The organism is uncultured Odoribacter sp., assembly GCF_937966165.1.
Lineage (GTDB): Bacteria > Bacteroidota > Bacteroidia > Bacteroidales > Marinifilaceae > Culturomica.
Genome location: NZ_CALCLB010000017.1, coordinates 221,539 through 240,499 on the forward strand (window position 1 = coordinate 221,539; position 18,961 = coordinate 240,499).

Consider the following 18,961-nt stretch of genomic DNA (forward strand, 5'->3'; position numbering starts at 1 on the left):
ATTTAGCGTTTACTTTTTTCTGTTCATTTCTACAATTTGCACGACGTTTGCACAACGAAATCTAAATTTTGAATCGTTTCATACGATCAGATCCGATCAGATTTTAAACTCCAATCAAAAAATAAGCGGCTGATTACACACCAGGGACGTGCCCTAATGTGTAATTTTTATGCTATATTCGCATAAAGAAAAGAAAAAGATGAAAAAACCGTCCCGACATACGAAATTAAAAGTAGTGAGTGGTTACATTTTACTTTTTATCCTCACCATTGCTGCCATTACTTTTATATACAAACAAATTTCCCGTTTTACAGACAATGACCGGCTTGTCAGTACAGCCAACCAAAAACTTTTCATCATCGGGAATACCATTACCGGTCTTTATGAAGCTGAATCTTTAAGTAATTCGTTTATACAAACCGGTTCTCCCAGCTCTTTCCGGAAATACATTCAAATCATAAATCAGGTTGAGCTGAACATCGATTCGTTGAAAAACATGACCGACCAACCCGGACAAATTGCCCGTATTGATACCATACATACTTTACTCAACAATAAAATCAGAAACCTCAAGGAACTTATACGTGCTAAAAAATCCCAGACACCGGAAGATTATTACAACCAGGCGATGGCTTTAATTGAATCGAACCGTGACACTTTGACGGATGTTCCCCAGCTACAAAAACGGATAATCACTACAAGAGACAGTTCCTACATTAAAAATGAAAAAAAGAAAAAAGGGTTTTTAAGGCTCTTTTCTTCCCGCCAACCGGATTCTTCTTTACAAATTACCGTTACAAACCGTGAAGTGTGGGATACGCTTTATAATCCCGCTCCTGCTACGAATGCCGACAGTATTATGAACCTACTCAAATCAGCCTGGGAAAATTTTCAGGCAGAGACTGAAAATCTGAACCGGCAAATTACCCAAAAGGAATACAACATTGTCCTCCAAAGTGTCAGAATAACAGAACAATTAAAAAAAGTATTATACGATTACGAAAACGAAGAAATCAATTATTCCATTAGCCGGATGAAACAACGGGAAAAAGTCATGAACTCTGCAGCGGGAATGATAGCTAAAATTGCCATCATCGCAATTCTATTCATTGCCTTTTTCTGTACGCTCATTTTGAAAGACATTACCCGTAACCAGCGTTACCGGCAAGAATTAGAAAAGGCTAAAGCCTATACCGATCAATTATTGAAAAGCCGGGAACAACTTATGTTATCGGTAACTCACGACATTAAATCTCCTTTAAGTTCTGTTTTAGGATATATTGAACTGTTAAACACCACACATACCGATGAGCGTCAAAGCTATTTCCTGAAAAATATGAAAAGTTCCTCTGAACACATACAAAAACTGGTTATGAACTTACTGGATTTTTCCAAATTGGAAAACAACAAAGTAAAACCTGAAAATATCAGTTTTAACCCGGCCCGTTTATTTCAGGAAATAAATGACAGCTTTATTCCATTGGCTAAAACCAAAAATTTGGTGCTCAATTACCATATAGACGAAAAACTGGATAAAGAATATACCGGGGATGCGCTGAGAATACGTCAGATTATTGTAAATTTAATGTCCAATGCCATTAAATACACAAAAAAAGGAAGTGTCGCCCTTATCGTTATGACAAACGTACCCGGAGATAAACTGATTATCCAGGTAAAAGATACCGGCCCCGGTCTCTCCGAAGAAGAACAAACTTTAATCTTTCAGGAATTTACCCGCTTAACTTCATCTGCCCCTGCAGAAGGAACAGGTTTAGGACTTACCATTACTCAAAAACTGGTGCACCTGCTCAAAGGACAAATTCAATTGGACAGCAAACCCGGTAAAGGCAGTTGTTTTACCATTGAACTACCGTTAAAGAAATCTGCAGTTCAACTTCCTGCCGCGGAAAAAGAAACCCTTTCCCCACTTAATTCTGTAAAAAAAGCGGCTTTATCCCGCTTGAAAATATTGTTGATAGATGACGATCCGCTTCAGCTGGAGATGACAGCCGGCTTACTGAACAGTCAGGGTATTTCATCTGACATTACCACTCATCCGCAGGAAGCAATAAGCAGATTACAAGCCACCCATTATGATCTGGTATTCTCAGATATTCAAATGCCGCAAATGAATGGATTTGAACTTGTAAAACAAATCCGTAAACATTTTCCCGCTCTTCCGGTTATAGCGTTGTCAGCCGATTCGGACAAAAAAGAAGAAGACTACCTGCAGGCTGGTTTTACAACTTATCTGAGTAAACCTTTTTCCTCCCCTCAACTGATCCAGCTCATTCTCCGCCTGACCGGACTGGATCAGTCCATTAAGTCTATTCCTTCTTCCCCGGAGGATTGTTTTCCCGATAAAGAAACCCGAGGATATACATTAAAAAATATTCTTCAGTTTACAGATAATGATCCGAAAGCTTTACAAAAAATTTTAAAATCATTTATCAGCAATACCCAAGAACATATTGAATTACTCAAAAAATATTTACAGGAAAACCAATGGCCGGCCATTGGACTTCTAGCTCATAAAATGTTACCGCTGTTTCGCCAGTTAGAAGTTAACACCGTGCTTGATTCTTTACAAAAACTGGAGCACTCTGAAAAAAATCCCTTGCCGGTGGCTGAAAGCGCAGCTCTCGTGCAGCAAGTTATCACAATCTCAGAAACATTAATACAAGCATTACAAAATCAAATTGACAAACAAAACACTTATTGAAATCCAAGATGTAAAAAAGTTCGATAAACGGACTACTCCTTTTCAGCCTTAGCCGGATTCTTTTATCAGGAAGCTGCTCAACAGGAGCAATTTTCCTGATTATTATTCCTGAATCAAAACCGTGCGTTTGTTCACAAGCAAATTGAAAGGTACGAAACTGCTTTCTCTTTTAAATTTAAATATCTGAACATTTTCACTTTGAACATTTGAACCCACAAACCTTCCTGAATTTCCGGATTTTTCCTATTTTTGTCTCATTCAAACGGCTAGAAATGAAATATATTCTGATTATTTTTTGGTGTAGTGTGGTTTGTCAAGTGTGGGGACGCGAAGTTATTTCCCTGAATCGTTCCTGGAAATTTACACCGGGATACGAGACAAAGAAGAATACATTTACGGAAGTAAACTTGCCTCATACCTGGAATCAAGATGCCCTGACAGCGAAAATAAACTATTACCGGGGATTGGGGAATTATGAGAAAGATATTGATATTCCGGTTAACTGGCAAGGGAAATGTATTTATTTACGTTTTAAAGGAGTAAATACCATAGCAAATGTATTTATAAACGGTAGACATGCAGGAGAACACCGGGGAGGATATACGGCTTTTGCCGTTGACCTGACTCCTTATATACGATGGGGAGAAAAAAATACAATCTGGGTAAGAGTCAATAATTCTCCCCAATTAGATATTATGCCTCTGGTCGGAGATTTCAACATGTACGGAGGTATATACCGGGATGTTGAACTCATTGTCACCGATCCTTACCATATCAGTCTTTCCGACTACGGTTCCTTCGGTGTATACTTTACTCCGGCAGAAGTTTCCCGGAAAAAAGCCAGGATTCAGGCCAAAATCTTAGCAAAAGGGAAAACAGGTTGTTCTTCAGTAATACGGGTAAAAATAGAAGATCGGGAAGGAAAAACCTTTCTCAGTGAAGAGCAAAAGATTACGTTTGACGAAAAGGGGGAAGCGGTAGGAGAACTGACATTGGAAGTTAAACAACCACATCTCTGGAACGGACGTAAAGACCCTTTCCTTTATCATACAGTTACTGAATTGATTCATGAAGGGCAAATCAAAGACCGGGTAAACGAAAGAATTGGCATCCGGAATTTCCGGGTAGATCCCAACGAAGGTTTCTTTCTTAACGGGGAACATTTACAATTAAAAGGCGTATGCCGTCATCAGGACCGGCCGGAAATCGGGAATGCACTTCTTCCACTTCATCATTGGGAAGATATGGCACTTATCAAAGAAATGGGAGCCAATGCAGTAAGGTTAGCTCATTATCCTCAAGACCGTTATGTATACGATCTTTGTGATGAATACGGATTTATTGTATGGGCTGAAATCCCCTTTGTCGGACCGGGTGGCTATCGGGACAAAGGATTTGTAAATCAAGCCTCTTTCAGAGAAAACGGTATCACTCAACTCAAAGAACTAATACGTCAGAATTACAATCATCCTTCTATTTGTTTTTGGGGATTATTCAATGAACTCAAGCAAACAGGAGACGATCCTGTAAAATACATTGAAGAATTACATACCCTGGCTCATCAGGAAGACCCTTCACGCCTCACGACCGCAGCCAGTAATCAAAACGGCATCTTGAATGAAGTAACCGATCTGATTGCCTGGAACCAGTATTACGGTTGGTATGGCGGAGAACCTGACGGGATAGGAGAGTGGGCAGATGCCGTACATAAAAAATATCCGGGGAAACCTGTGGGAATCAGCGAATACGGTGCCGGGGGAAGTATCCTTCATCAACAGGAAGAATTGAAAAAGCCAATAGCAAACAGTTATTGGCATCCCGAAAACTGGCAAACATTCTTCCACGAAGAACATTGGAAAGCAATCGATCAGAGGCCTTATTTATGGGGTACTTTTGTATGGAATATGTTTGATTTTGGAGCTGCTCATCGTCAGGAAGGAGAAATTGCCGGGAAAAATGATAAAGGTTTAGTAACTTTCGACCGGAAAACAAAAAAAGATGCTTTTTATTTCTATAAAGCAAACTGGAATTTAGAAGAACCTTTCGTATATATAGCAGAAAGACGGTTAAAGCAAAGATCGGGAACACCTCAACAAATAAAAATCTATTCCAATCAACCGGAAGTAGAATTGTTATTAAATGGAAAATCTTTAGGTGTCAGAAAAGGGACTTACGGTATTTTTATCTGGCCGGAGGTCTTCTTAAAAGCAGGAGAAAATATACTGTTCGTCCGTTCGAAGCAAGGAGTAACAGACAAAGTAAAAATTCTTTTTTAACAGTGTCATCTTACCCTTATGTGGAAAACATTTTTAAGAAAGCATTTGGTTTATCCCTGCTGTGCGGCTTTACGATATTTTTTTCAAAAGATGTAGAGTTTACACCTTACGAACTGGCTTTACAATATTTTTTTCTTTAATTTTATAGCAAAATAGGAGACATGGCAAAAATTTTATTAGTAGACGACGATACGACATTCTGTTTAATGTTAAAGACTTGGTTATCCAAACGCAACTTTGATGTCGACGAGGTTTTCTCCTGTGAAGCTGCTTTAAAATCACTGGCGGCGCAAAAATATGATGTTGTACTGACAGATTTGCGTCTCCCGGATAAAGATGGAATATTTCTCTTAAAAAGTATAAAAGCAAACTATCCGGCCACACAGGTGATCTTAATGACAGGGTATGCCGACATACGGACCGCGGTAGAATCCATAAAGGCAGGAGCATTCGATTATGTTTCCAAACCTGTGATTCCGGAAGAAATTCTCAAAAAGATTGAGGATGCTTTAGCGAAAAAAAATCCGGCTATACAGAAAAAAGCAGAAACAAAAGAAGGAATTTCCTATATAAAGGGGACGAGTGAACAAGCTGATAAATTATACGAATATATTCAATTGGTTGCACCCACCCAGATGACAGTACTGATTAACGGGGAAAGCGGATCGGGCAAAGAATATATTGCCCGGCTGATTCATGAAAAGAGTAAACGCAAAAACGGACCCTTTATTGCCGTAGATTGCGGGGCTATTCCCAAGGAGTTAGCAGCCAGTGAATTTTTTGGGCATGTAAAAGGAGCATTTACCGGAGCTGTCAGCGACAAAACAGGGTATTTCGTATCGGCCTCCGGAGGGACCATTTTTTTAGATGAAATCGGGAATTTGAGTTATGAAATTCAGGTACAGCTATTACGTGCTCTGGAAGAGAGAAAAGTAAAACCTGTAGGAAGCAATAAAGAAATTGAATTTGATGTGCGGATTATTTCAGCGACGAACGAAAATCTGAAAAAAGCTGTAACAGAGGGAAGATTCAGGGAAGATTTATACCACCGCCTGAATGAATTTTCTTTAAGGGCCTTGAGTTTACGGGAACGACCGGAAGATATTATTGTATTTGCCAATCATTTTCTTTCCCAATCGAACGAAGAATTAGGTAAAAATGTCATCGGATTTGAAGATAAAGTGATCCGAATCTTTAAAAAATACCCTTGGCCGGGTAATTTACGGGAAATGAGAAATGTAATAAAAAGGGCAACTTTATTGTGTAAATCTTCTTTTATTTCGGAAAATGATATTCCTGCTGAGTTACTGGCTTGCTCTGAAAATACCCCTGAAGATTTTTCCTCCCGGAGGGAAAAAAATGAGCTGGAGTTGATCAAAGAAGCTTTGGCAAAATGTAATAATAACAAAAGTGAAGCTGCCCGGCTTTTGAAAATAGACCGGAAAACGCTCTATAACCGGTTAAAACACTATTCATTAGAATAAAAGATGTTTCATTCAGCCGATTGTTTTCAAGTCCACGAAAAAGCTGCCCCGGACGAGGCAGCTTTCTTTCGCATTAAATAATAAAACATCAAATACCCTGCATAAAATTACAGGTTTCTTTCCGCAGAAATTCACCATTCCCGCTATAATAAACTGCTAATTTAGATCCTCTTTTTTTCAGCATTAATTTATAATAACTATTATCTTCTATAAAAGCTTCCTCAACCACATAAGCAGAGTACCGCGCTGCGATAGCGGATTTCACCACTAAAGGCACATTATCAATATCTATTTTGCGTAGATTCACGGTTTCTGCCGGTAATTGAGCATCATAAACCATTTCCCCCTTTACAGTATCTTCTTCATAGAAAGGAGGATTTGAAGAAGCAGAAGCCGAAACCGATAAAAAGAGTCCGCATCCTAATACTATTCCGCTAATTCCTGTGATACGTTTCATAATTTTTCCTTTTAGATCATAGCTCTCTATTTTTTATAGAAAAAGCTATGCCAAAAAGGAGCAAAAATCCACAGGATAGAATAATTGTCTTGAAATCAATACATTAACTCATCTGAAAATTTCATTTAAGCATCTTAAATTGAGGAAAATGGGGAGGAGATTAAAAAAAGACAGGGGAAAATTTCCACAACTTTATTTAAAATTCAGTCTCCCATCAACGCTTTTTCTGCTTCCAATACAGAAGTATAATCCCAACAGTGCCGTATAAATTTAGCTTTGATTTGTTCCAGACAAAGATTTCCCATACTCCCTTCATGGGAATGGTGAAGGGAACGCTGCATATTGGTATCGTATTCTCCCGCCTGTACTTTCAAACCTATAATTCGGTAGGCCTCCCGGAAAGGGATTCCGGCACTTACCATATCGTTTACATCTTCTACCGTAAATAAATAATTATAGCGTTTATCTTCCAGAATATTCCGGTTTAATTGTATTTCTTTTAAAACCGTTCCGGCCATACACAGACAATCTGTCAACTCGCTAAAAGCCGGAAAAAATATTTCTTTTGTCAGCTGCATATCCCGGAAATAACCTGAATTGAGATTGGCGCAGATTAAAGTCAATTGGCCCGGTAAAGATTGAATACGATTACATTTAGCCCGAATTAATTCGAATATATCAGGATTTTTCTTGTGAGGCATAATACTTGAACCGGTTGTAAATTTATCCGGTAATTTTAAGAATCCGAAATTTCCGCAAGAAAACAAACAGATATCTGCAGCCATTTTCCCTAAAGTCGTAGCCACTGCCGCCAAAGCAAACAATACATTTTTTTCCATTTTTCCCCTTTGCATTTGGGCGTAAACGGAATTATATGCCAAATCCTCAAATCCCAATAAGGAAGTAGTCAGCCTCCGGTCGAGAGGCACAGAAGAGCCATAGCCCGCCCCAGAGCCGAGAGGATTCGTATTGACCATGTCGTAAGCAGCTTTTAAAAACAGTAAATCATCGGCCAGCGACTCGGCATAAGCACTGAACCACATTCCATAAGAAGAAGGCATTGCGATCTGTAAATGGGTATACCCCGGTAATAAAACCCCTTTGCTTTCTTCCGCTTTCGCCATAAGGATTTCGAAAAATTCCTGCACATGCTGAAGCACACTTATCAAGGCAGAGCGGGTAAATAATTTTATATCCGTAAGTACCTGATCATTACGGGAACGGCCGGTATGAATCCTTTTCCCGGCCTCTCCGCATTTCCGGGTCAATAAATATTCGATCTGGGAATGTATATCTTCTATTCCCTCTTCTATTTTAAATTCTCCCCGGTCGATAACTTGCCCAATTTCTTTTAAAGCATTCTCCAAATCCGTTACTTCCTGATTGTTCATTAATCCGATGGAATGCAACATTTTTAAATGAGCCATATTTCCCAGCACATCCGCTTTTGCCAGCAGCACATCCAGTTCACGGTCTTTTCCGACCGTAAATTTTTCTGTAAAACGGTCGATATCATATCCTTTATCCCAAAGTTTCATGACTTTTATATTTAAATGTTAAAATGTTCAGAACCGAAAGTTATCTAATAATCGCACAAACAGGCCGATACCTTCTTCTATTTCCTCCAGGCGAATGTATTCATCAGCTGTATGACTGCGGGCACTGTCTCCGGGGCCAATCTTCAGGGAAGTCCAGGGAATAACGGCCTGATCAGAAGTAGTAGGGGAACCGTAAGTAGTCAATCCGACAGCTTTACACCGTTTTACCAGCGGATGATTTTCAGAAATACAGGAAGAATTCAGGGAAAAAGAACGGGGTTTTACCTCGCTCTTTACCCGGGAACGGATTATATCAAAAATCTCAGCATTAGAATAATGCTCATTTACCCGTATATCCACCATAAAACGGCATTCTGCAGGTACGACATTGTGCAAAGTTCCTGACTGTATGCCGGTTACTGTCATTTTCACCTCTCCCAGTAAATCCGACACCTTTCCGAAACGGTAATTCCGGAACCATTCTATATCCGGCAAAGCTTCGTAAATAGCATTTATTCCTTCCTCCCGAGCAGCATGTCCGGCTTTTCCCTTCGCTACACAGTCCAATACCATCAACCCCTTTTCAGCAATCGCAGCCTGCATTCCGGTAGGCTCTCCAATTAAAGCCAAAGCGATTCCCTCCAATTCTTCCACTACACTTTGCACACCTCCTTTTCCGGTATTCTCTTCTTCGGCTGAGTTCAGGTAAATCATATTATAAGGCTGAACCTTTTTATCCAATTGTAAAAAAGCAGCCAACATGGAAACAATACTCCCTCCCGTATCGTTACTTCCCAATCCAAACAATTTCCCCTCCCGGATTTCCGGGCGGAAAGGATCAAGCGTCCAGGCAGAATTCGGTTTAACTGTGTCGATATGGGCTTCTAATAAAAGGGTCGGTTTAACCGGATCGAAATTACGGGAACGTACCCATACGTTATTTCCTTTACGAAAAGCGTTATAACCGAGTTTGGCCCAAGTGATTTCCATCAGATCCGCAACCCGATCTTCTTCCCCGCTGAAAGAAGGAATAGAGATAATTTTCATTAACAAATCCACTGCTTCCGAAACCTGCATATCTTAGTTTTTATTTATTTTTCCGAAAATACTTTTCTTATTCCTTCATCAGTACCGTCCCGCCTTCCAAATCCGCAGGACTGGTCAATCTCACTTTTTTTACACCGGCATCCAGGGTTTTAAAAGCGTTTTCCAATTTAGGCAGCATACCTGCATGTATATTTTTTTCTTTCAATAATTCTTTATATGTTTTCCGGTCGATAAAAGGAATAACAGAGTTTTCGTCCTGAATATCTTTCAATACGCCCGGTTTATCCAAGCAAAATACCAATTCTGTTTCATACTTCCGGCTCAATGCTATAGCAGTAGCGGAAGCGACACTATCGGCATTGGTATTTAACAGTTGCCCGGCAGCCGAGCAGGTAATAGGAGAAAGCACAGGCATGATTTCCCTTTCCAGCAAAAAAGCCAGAACCTCTTCTTTCACCTGTTCGATATCCCCGACATAACCCCAGTCGATAGCTGTAATTGCCCGTTTATGAGAAACAATAACGTTCATATCACAACCGGACAAACCACAGGCATTTATCTGCTTGGCTTGTAAACAGGCTACAATCTTTTTATTTGCTAAACCGGCATACGCCATTACGGTAACGTCCAAAGTCAGGGCATCTGTAATCCGCCTGCCCTCATGCATACGGGTTTCTATTCCCAAACGGGTTGCCAATTGGCCTGCCATACTTCCCCCTCCATGTACCAACACGCAAGACGGATAATAAACTGCCAATTTATTACAAAGCTCATCCAGTATCCGTTCGTTTTCAACCAGCTTACCGCCTACTTTTACTATTTTGATCATACCCTAATCTTTTGAAACTATATTTTTAAGACTCCATTACTATCCGGAAAGCCTTCAAAAATTCATCGGCTTCTTTCCGGGTAATTGTCAGTGCCGGTAATAAACGAAGTGTATTTGTCCCACTGTACCCGGTCAGAATATGATGGTCTTTTAACAGTCGGGCCCGTATCTCTTTTTGCGGGTTCTCCGTATCCACCCCGATCATCAGTCCCCTTCCCCTCACTTCCTTCACTCCTTTTATTTTCCCCACTTCATGCATCAGGTATTTTCCTATACCGGCAGCATTGTTGACAACATATTCCTTCCCGATCACTTCCAATACCGCCAATGCTGCAGCACAAGCCAGATGACTGCCACCGAAGGTAGTCCCCAGCATTCCTTTTCTGGCCTGTATTTTTCCGGCAATTAATAGCCCGGCTACGGGAAAACCATTGCCCATTCCCTTAGCCATCGTAATAATATCCGGTTTAACCCCTGCGTATTGATGCGAGAAAAACTTCCCGCTTCTGGCATAGCCGCACTGGATCTCATCTACAATCATAAATGTCCCGCTTGCCTGACAACATTCCTGCATCCGGCGTAAAAATTCATCTTCAGCCAGACGAATTCCACCCACACCTTGTATTCCCTCTACAATTACCGTAGCGTACTGTCCGCTAGACAGTTCTTTTTCCAAAGCCTGGATATCATTTAAGGGAATAAATGTTACTCTGTGATACTGATTCACCGGAGCCTGAATAGTGGGATTATCGGTTATGGCAACAGCTGCACTAGTCCTGCCGTGGAAAGCACCCTTGAAAGCCAGTATTTTATCCCTTCCGCTTGCAAAAGAAGCCAGTTTTAATGCATTCTCATTGGCCTCAGCCCCGCTATTACAAAGAAAAAGCTGATAATCCTCACAACCGGCAAGACGGCATAATTTCTCAGCCAATTCTTCCTGTAAAGGATTTATTACAGCATTCGAGTAAAACCCCAGCTTACTTAATTGCCGGGTTAATTTTTCTACATAAACAGGATGACTATGCCCAATGGATATTACTGCATGCCCTCCATAAAAATCAAGATATTTTTCTCCCTCCTTATCCCATAGATAAGCTCCCTTAGCCTCTACCGGCTCTATATCAAGCAAATCATAAACTTCAAATAATCCCATAACTGAAAATTTAAACGGCCTGGAAATACTTTATGGTCCTCCAAGTCTGTAATTACTTTAAAAATAATTCGCCTTTAACTGAAGTCCTGCCGTTTCCGGTAAACCGGACATCAGGTTCATGTTCTGCACAGCCTGACCGGAAGCTCCTTTCAACAGATTATCAATTACCGAAGTAATCAGTATTTTTCCCTCCTGCTGAGCGATCTGAATAAAACAATAATTCGTATTGACCACCTGCTTCAGATAAAGAGGATCATCACTTATACATACAAACGGATGAGCCTGATAGTATTTTCTATACATATCCGTCAGTTCAGTTTTCGAATAATTGCACCGGAGTACCGTATTAATCAGAATCCCGCGGGTATGGCATCCTCTTACCGGCACAAAAGCCAGATCGTAAAGATTTTTAGCCCCGGCTCTCTGTAAGGTTTCATTGATTTCAGCCAAATGCTGATGAGTAAAAACTTTATAATTCGACAAATTATTACAACGGTTACTGAAATGCGTATCAATCGCAGGCTTTTGTCCGGCACCCGTAGAACCTGTAATGCCGAAGACGGTAATGTCATCGGGTAAACCGTTCGCAACCGCTAAAGGCAATAATCCCAATTCTATGGCAGTAGCAAAACATCCCGGATTTGCAATATACTGGCTTTTAATGATTACTTCCCGGGCTAACTCCGGTAAACCGTATACAAACCCATTGGCTTCTGCAGCCAGACGGAAATCATTTCCCAGATCGATGATCTTTACCCGGGGAGGTACAGAATATTTTTCCAGGAATTCAAGAGATACACCGTGCCCCATACACATAAACAAAACATCTATGTCTGAAAAATCTATTTCAGAAAATGTCAGGGGAAGATACAACAAATCCTGATGAACTTTCGAAACCGGTTCCCCGGCATGCGACTCACTTTGAATATATTTTATTTCTGCCTGCGGATGATTCACCAGCACCCGGATCAATTCTCCGGCCGTATAACCGGCTCCGCCGGCAATCCCTATCCTAATCATACTCTTACTATTGTCTCCCATAAATAGTCCTTATTCTTTCTTACAGATCGTGATTCACCGCATTATAAATCTTCAACGGCATAGCGATCATTTTCGTAAACCCTTTTACGTCCTCAGCAGTCCAGGCATTATTCATTTCCCCATATTCTGCAAAACCGGAATGCATCAGATCGTGAGCGGACTCGATTCCGATCAAGTCAAAATGATAAGGCCGCAGCTGTATGCTGACTTTTCCACTGACATTCCGCTGACTATTTTCCAGAAATTTCTCAATGTCCCGCATAACCGATTCTGCATACATGGCTTCATGTAAAAACATGCCATACCAATTTCCTAATTGTTCTTTCCAGTATTGCTGCCACTTTGTCAAGGTATGTTTCTCCAGTAATTCATGCGCCTTAATAATCAAAAGCGGAGCGGCAGCTTCAAATCCCACACGTCCCTTAATTCCGACAATCGTATCCCCTATATGCGTATCCCGGCCGATTGCCCAGGGACTTGCAATTCTCTCAATTGTGTTGATCGCTTTAATTTTCTCTACCGGGCAGCCATTGACGGCAACAATTTCCCCCTTTTCAAATTCAATCTCCAGTATTTCTTTACCCGTTTTCTGCAATTGCGAAGGATAAGCTTCTTCAGGCAAATTTGTATCGGCCCGTAAAGTCTCTTTCCCCCCGACAGAAGTACCCCATACCCCTTTGTTAATGGAGTATTCCATTTTTTTCCAATCGTAATTTACACCATGCGCCTTCAGATAGGCAATTTCTTCTTCCCGGGATAACTTCAGATCCCGGGTAGGGGTAATAATCTTTTTATCCGGAGCGAAAACAGTAAAACAAAGATCAAAACGAACCTGATCATTTCCGGCTCCGGTACTGCCATGAGCGATATACTGGGCGCCGATTTCGTTTGCATATTCCACGATAGCCAGCGCCTGGAAGGTACGTTCGGAACTTACAGAGACCGGATAAGTGTGATTACGCAATACATTTCCGAAAACCATATATTTAATACACTTCTCATAGTAATCGGTTGTCACGTCCAGATTTACATGCTTTTTAGCCCCCAGAGCATAGGCTTTTTCTTCTACCGCCTTTAATTCTTCCGGAGTGAATCCCCCTGTATTGGCCAAAGCTGTATATACTTCCAATCCAAGCTCCTCACTCAGATATTTTACACAATAGGAAGTATCCAATCCTCCGCTATATGCTAAAACGACTTTTTCCATTTTTATCTTCATTACAAAAGTTATAAATATGATTTATGTTTTAAAATCCTGTTTTCAGTGGTTATTTTCGGTATGAAACCAACTATCAGTATCCCTCTCAGGAACCCTCTGTCTGAACCGAAAGTTTTTTAGAAAAACCATACTGCCTTGTTTTCTTCCGCAAAGCCACACGATTAACCGGAAAATACCCCTTTTAAAACTTCGCCTGTCCCCTTCGCGATTTAAAAACAGGCAAACTTTTTCAATAAACGGATAATTCCCGAACGTTTCCGCCCCATTTTCTTTAATTCTGCCTCACGCCTGGCAATAGCTTCCGGATCATATACCATACCTGTACACAAACATTTCGTCATATTCGTACGCTGAAGAATATCGTAATTCACACAGGATTTACAACCGGCCCAAAACTGTTCGTCATCGGTTAGTTTAGCAAAAGTAACCGGTACATATCCCAATTCGGTATTGATCCGCATCACCTGTTCCCCTGTAGTTAATCCAAATAATTTGGCCTGCGGAAATTTTTTACGGGACAACTCAAAAGCAGCCCGTTTAATTTTTTTCGCTACTCCCATTCCCCTATAGGAAGGTTTTACAATCAAGCCCGAATTGGCAACGAATTTTTCATGACCCCAGGATTCGATATAACAAAAACCTACAAATTCCTCCCGGTTTAAAGCTATAATGGCTTTCCCCTGTTTGATCTTACCGGTTATATATTCATCCGTTCTCCGGGCTATACCCGTTCCACGAGCCTTAGCTGCTTCATCTATGGTATCATTAATAGTTGTAACATATTTCAAATGCTTCTCAGAAGCAACCATCACATCTATTTTCATCTCCTTCTAATTTAAATGCGTTTAAGATTTATAGTTTGTCCTCTCTCCTCCCCCCTATTGGATTCCGATGCAAATATATGCATAAATATTTATTTAAAACAAATATTTATGCAATTTTATTCTTTTATCAGCAGTTTTTTCTAAGCTAAAATAGAGGATTTACAGAGGGAGCAAACGTATGCATAAATATTCAATATTTATAAAGATTCTAAAAAGGGAAGACTACAGTACAGTATTTCCAATTCTGTTTTGTAGAGTTAAAATTATTTCAGATCGTCATTAAATAAATTCATTTTTATTACGAATTGACAGTAAATAGGAGCATTTTGTAAGAATATATTAGAAAAATTTTTAATTCGGGATATTTTTTCTAGTTTTGTTTTCGCAAACGTTAACAACAAAGATCATGGAGAAGAATTTTACATTGAATCCTAATCCTTTAGTTCAGTTTTTACAAAAAGAACAAAAAGAATTTACGAAGGCTGATATTATAAAATACGTCACCGAAAATCAGATTGAAATGATCAATTTTCGATATGTAGGAGCCGACGGCAGATTAAAAACTTTAAATTTTATTATTAGCAGTCTGGAACATTTGGACAGCATCTTAACCTACGGAGAGCGTGTAGACGGATCCAGTCTATTCCCTTATATAGAAGCGGGATCCAGCGATTTATATGTTATCCCTCGTTATCGTACAGCTTTTCTGAATCCGTTCAGTGAAATCCCGGCATTGGATATTTTATGCAGCTATTATACAAAAGACGGGAAACCGTTGGAAAGTGCTCCGGAATACACTCTCCGGAAAGCTCACGAAGAGTTTAAAAAAGTGACGGGCATGGAATTTCAGGCCATGGGAGAATTGGAGTATTATGTGATCAGCGAAAAGGAAGAATTGTTTGAAACAGCCGACCAAAGAGGATACCATGAATCTACTCCTTTTTGTAAATGGGCAGATTTTCGCTGCGAATGTATGCGGGCCATTGCTCAAACGGGTGGAAAAATCAAATACGGTCACTCGGAAGTAGGTAATTTTACCCTCGGTAACATCCAATATGAACAAAATGAAATCGAATTTTTACCGGTAGATATCGAAGAAGCTGCCGATCAATTGGTGATTGCCAAATGGATTATGCGTACTTTAGCACTTCAATACGGTATCAATTTGACTTTTGCTCCTAAGATCACAGCAGGTAAAGCGGGAAGCGGATTGCATATCCATACCCGTCTGATGAAGGATGGTAAGAATATGTATATTGAAAACGGTAAACTAACCGACAACGCCCTAAAAGCCATTGCCGGAATTCTGAATATTGCTTCTTCTCTGACAGCTTTTGGCAACACGAATCCGACTTCTTATTTCCGTTTGGTTCCCCATCAGGAAGCTCCGACCAATATTTGTTGGGGAGACCGTAACCGTTCAGTACTGGTACGGGTTCCGCTAGGATGGACAGAAGGTGCCGATAAAATGATTACGGATGCCAATCCGCTGGAAAAACCGTCTCAAAGTTTAGATCCGGGTATTAAGCAAACTGTAGAATTCCGTTGTCCGGACGGTTCTGCCGATCTTTACCTGTTATTAGCAGGTCTGGCTGTCGCTGCACGTCATGGCTTCGAAATGAAAGACAGTATACAGTACGCCAAAGACCGTTACGTCAGTGTCAACATTTTCGACGATGCTCATAAAGCTACTGCCGAAAGACTGAGTCATCTGCCCGCTTCCTGTGCAGAATCTGCAGAATGCCTGGAAGAACAACGCAGTATTTATGAAGAACATGGCGTATTCAGTAAAAATTTATTGGACGGTATTATCAAAAAACTAAAATCTTTTGACGACCGTACATTACGTACCGACATCGGAAATGATACTATGAAAATCACAGAATTAGTAAAGACCTTCATCAACGTCGGCTAATTTTCGAAAAAATATTAAACTTTTTAAAAAGCCCGCCTGATTTTTAAATATCAAGCGGGCTTTAATCATAATTTCATTTTACGGGTCCCTTTTTTAGGCTACTTCAAAGTAACCCATAGATAAATATTTTAAAACATTAATAGTTAATTTTATTCTATTTCCCACCCCGGATAACGTCCGGTTTCCATCCGTTCACAAATATGTATAGGCGGATATACAAGTCCTCCATCCACTTTGCGGGTTTCTTCATTTAGTTTTCCTACAAATATTCTGGGTTCATTCATTCGCCAGATATACCAACGAGAAGAAACTTTTATTCGTCCCCTTCCATGATCATCAGTATCCCGAAAAAGTACATCTGCCTTTTCCCGGAAAGGGACATTACCTACTTTCTCCCACACATTGGAATAATTATAAAATCCTGCACGTATATCTGTATGAGTATGAAAATCAATCTCGTCTTTAACAACTTCTTCTAAATCTACTACGGCATCTACCGGATAATGTGTTTTAAATACTCGGATCACCTCACTGTTTAATTGCTCGAAATCCAACCCAATATATTGAAAATACCTTTTAAATTTACCCTTAATGTTAGCACAAAATACATTACCTACGTCAATTTTTACTTGTTTCATAACCAATCATATTTTATTGTTTTATAAGACAAAGGGACGGTTCTTTTGTCACCGCCCAAATATATAATAATGGCCCATCTTAATATAAGAAAATATTTTTATTTTAATCATAACTCCTCCTTAATTCTAAATACATTTTTTCGGATTTATGGATGATCCGCCTATAGACACCTAACTATCTGGTCCTATTTATTTTATACAATCCCATAAATACAAATAACACTTCTGTATTTTTCTGATTTTTTAAAATAACAATTCTGCATAAAATCCGAGTGTAAAGAGAAAGAAGAAAGCTAGAATAAAAAAGGTGACAAAAGAACCGTCCCTTTGTCACTTTTGATAAAAAAAATCTGAAAAATGTCTATTTTTTTGACACTTTTATGGATTTATCCGGGAGGATTTATAGTTTTGAATGATAAATTCTGAGACAAAATGGCAAAAAAAGGAATAATATTAGTAGTAGATGATAATAAATCCGTATTGACAGCAGTAGGATTATTATTGGGAAGTTATTTTGAAAAGGTAATCACTTTATCGACTCCCGAACGTATTCCTGCAGTATTATCAGCAGAGCGGGTAGACGTCGTTTTACTGGACATGAATTTTTCAGCTGCCATCAATACCGGTAACGAAGGATTGTACTGGCTTTCGAAAATCAAGGAACAAATTCCGGAACTCCCTGTCGTTTTATTTACTGCCTACGCAGATATCGAACTGGCCGTCAAAGCAGTAAAAGAAGGGGCAACGGATTTTGTGGTAAAGCCCTGGGACAACGCAAAACTGGTAGCAACTTTACTCTCGGCCTACCGGTTGAGAGAATCCCAAAATGAGGTCAAGCAACTGAAAGAAGAAAAGAATGTACTGAAAAACCAGTTGAACAGCGAACCTTCCATGTTGTGGGGAAGTTCCCCGGAAATCATGCAGGTATATAACCTGGTGTGCAAAGTAGCCAAAACGGACGCCAATATTTTGCTTACCGGTGAAAATGGCACCGGGAAAGAAATGATTGCCCGGGAAATTCACCGTTTATCCAACCGTTCCAACGAAGTAATGATTTCCGTCGATATGGGAGCCGTAACGGAAACACTCTTTGAAAGTGAATTGTTCGGGCATGTGAAAGGAGCCTTTACCGATGCCCGGGAAGACCGCGCAGGAAAATTCGAAGCAGCTAATAAAGGCACCCTTTTTTTGGATGAAATCGGAAATTTATCCTATGCTCTGCAGGCCAAATTACTGACAGCCCTTCAAAACCGTAAAATTACCCGGGTCGGTTCCAATAAACCCATAAATACCGATATCCGCCTGATATGTGCCACGAACCGGAATATTCAGGAAATGGTACAACAAAATCATTTCCGGGAAGATTTACTCTACCGGATTAATACTATTCACATTGAAATTCCTCCGCTCCGGGAAAGGAAAGAGGACATCGTACCTTTAGCCGAATATTTCCTGAAAAAATATTCTTCTAAATATGGGAAAAACTGCAATATGTTATCAACCACCCAGGAAAAATTACAGGAATATAAATGGCCCGGGAATATACGGGAATTACAACATGCTATCGAAAAAGCCGTGATCATGTGCGAAGGAAATATAATCAAGCCCTCAGATTTTTTCTTTAAAACGGTAACAACTACTTTTATCGATAAAAATGAAACGCTGGAAGATATGGAAAAACAAATGATCCAACACGCTTTGGACCGCAGTAATGGAAATTTATCGGCCGTAGCCACCCAGCTGGGAATTACCCGCCAAACCCTTTATAATAAAATGAAAAAATACAGTTTATAAAATCCGGGGTTCATCCCTTTCGTA

Annotated in this window: 14 protein-coding genes; 5 read left to right on the forward strand and 9 right to left on the reverse strand. The window is 40.0% G+C overall.

The features are described from left to right. The first annotated feature begins 199 nt into the window (after positions 1–199). The 3 genes from Q0465_RS08955 to Q0465_RS08965 all read left to right on the forward strand — a co-directional run bounded on the left by Q0465_RS08955 (position 200) and on the right by Q0465_RS08965 (position 6,482). On the forward strand, positions 200–2,722 hold the full coding sequence (locus Q0465_RS08955) for an ATP-binding protein (RefSeq protein ID WP_298615261.1): 2,523 nt from the start codon (positions 200–202) through the stop codon (positions 2,720–2,722). 272 nt (positions 2,723–2,994) lie between these two features. Beyond that, positions 2,995–4,998, forward strand: a complete 2,004-nt coding sequence (locus Q0465_RS08960; RefSeq protein ID WP_298615263.1) for a glycoside hydrolase family 2 protein — start codon at positions 2,995–2,997, stop codon at positions 4,996–4,998. A 161-nt stretch (positions 4,999–5,159) separates the two neighbouring features. Further along, positions 5,160–6,482, forward strand: coding sequence for a sigma-54 dependent transcriptional regulator (locus Q0465_RS08965; protein ID WP_298615266.1), 1,323 nt, complete (start codon positions 5,160–5,162; stop codon positions 6,480–6,482). 88 nt (positions 6,483–6,570) lie between these two features. On the opposite strand, the gene Q0465_RS08970 is transcribed toward Q0465_RS08965, so the two are convergent. From Q0465_RS08970 to Q0465_RS09005, 8 genes are all read right to left on the reverse strand, one after another. Next, positions 6,571–6,939, reverse strand: coding sequence for a hypothetical protein (locus tag Q0465_RS08970; protein ID WP_298615268.1), 369 nt, complete (start codon positions 6,937–6,939; stop codon positions 6,571–6,573). 203 nt (positions 6,940–7,142) lie between these two features. Continuing rightward, positions 7,143–8,477: an argininosuccinate lyase gene (gene argH, locus Q0465_RS08975; RefSeq protein ID WP_298615271.1), complete on the reverse strand. Its 1,335-nt coding sequence runs from the start codon at positions 8,475–8,477 to the stop codon at positions 7,143–7,145. Positions 8,478–8,504: 27 nt separating this feature from the next. Further along, positions 8,505–9,554: a M20 family metallo-hydrolase gene (locus tag Q0465_RS08980; protein ID WP_298615273.1), complete on the reverse strand. Its 1,050-nt coding sequence runs from the start codon at positions 9,552–9,554 to the stop codon at positions 8,505–8,507. 37 nt (positions 9,555–9,591) lie between these two features. Continuing rightward, positions 9,592–10,353: an acetylglutamate kinase gene (gene argB / locus Q0465_RS08985; RefSeq protein ID WP_298615276.1), complete on the reverse strand. Its 762-nt coding sequence runs from the start codon at positions 10,351–10,353 to the stop codon at positions 9,592–9,594. A 25-nt stretch (positions 10,354–10,378) separates the two neighbouring features. After that, a complete protein-coding gene (locus Q0465_RS08990; RefSeq protein ID WP_298615278.1) occupies positions 10,379–11,506 on the reverse strand; it encodes an aminotransferase class III-fold pyridoxal phosphate-dependent enzyme in 1,128 nt (375 codons plus the stop codon). Positions 11,507–11,563: 57 nt separating this feature from the next. Then, positions 11,564–12,526, reverse strand: a complete 963-nt coding sequence (gene argC, locus Q0465_RS08995; protein ID WP_298615282.1) for an N-acetyl-gamma-glutamyl-phosphate reductase — start codon at positions 12,524–12,526, stop codon at positions 11,564–11,566. A gap of 40 nt (positions 12,527–12,566) precedes the next feature. Further along, positions 12,567–13,754, reverse strand: a complete 1,188-nt coding sequence (locus tag Q0465_RS09000) for an argininosuccinate synthase domain-containing protein (protein ID WP_298615284.1) — start codon at positions 13,752–13,754, stop codon at positions 12,567–12,569. 221 nt (positions 13,755–13,975) lie between these two features. Beyond that, the gene (locus tag Q0465_RS09005; protein ID WP_298615287.1) at positions 13,976–14,590 is read right to left on the reverse strand and encodes a GNAT family N-acetyltransferase; all 615 of its coding nucleotides are present in this window, start codon (positions 14,588–14,590) and stop codon (positions 13,976–13,978) included. Positions 14,591–14,996: 406 nt separating this feature from the next. Between Q0465_RS09005 and Q0465_RS09010 the strand changes: the two genes are divergently transcribed. Then, a complete protein-coding gene (locus tag Q0465_RS09010; RefSeq protein WP_298615289.1) occupies positions 14,997–16,505 on the forward strand; it encodes a glutamine synthetase family protein in 1,509 nt (502 codons plus the stop codon). 149 nt (positions 16,506–16,654) lie between these two features. Here Q0465_RS09010 and Q0465_RS09015 read toward each other — a convergent pair whose 3' ends face one another. Then, entirely contained in the window at positions 16,655–17,143 is a 489-nt protein-coding gene (locus tag Q0465_RS09015) for a hypothetical protein (protein WP_298615291.1), read from the reverse strand. 432 nt (positions 17,144–17,575) lie between these two features. Here Q0465_RS09015 and Q0465_RS09020 point away from each other — a divergent pair, with 432 nt between their 5' ends. Continuing rightward, positions 17,576–18,937 (forward strand): sigma-54 dependent transcriptional regulator, encoded by a 1,362-nt coding sequence (locus Q0465_RS09020; RefSeq protein ID WP_298615293.1) that lies wholly within the window; start codon positions 17,576–17,578, stop codon positions 18,935–18,937. Positions 18,938–18,961 lie beyond the last annotated feature (24 nt).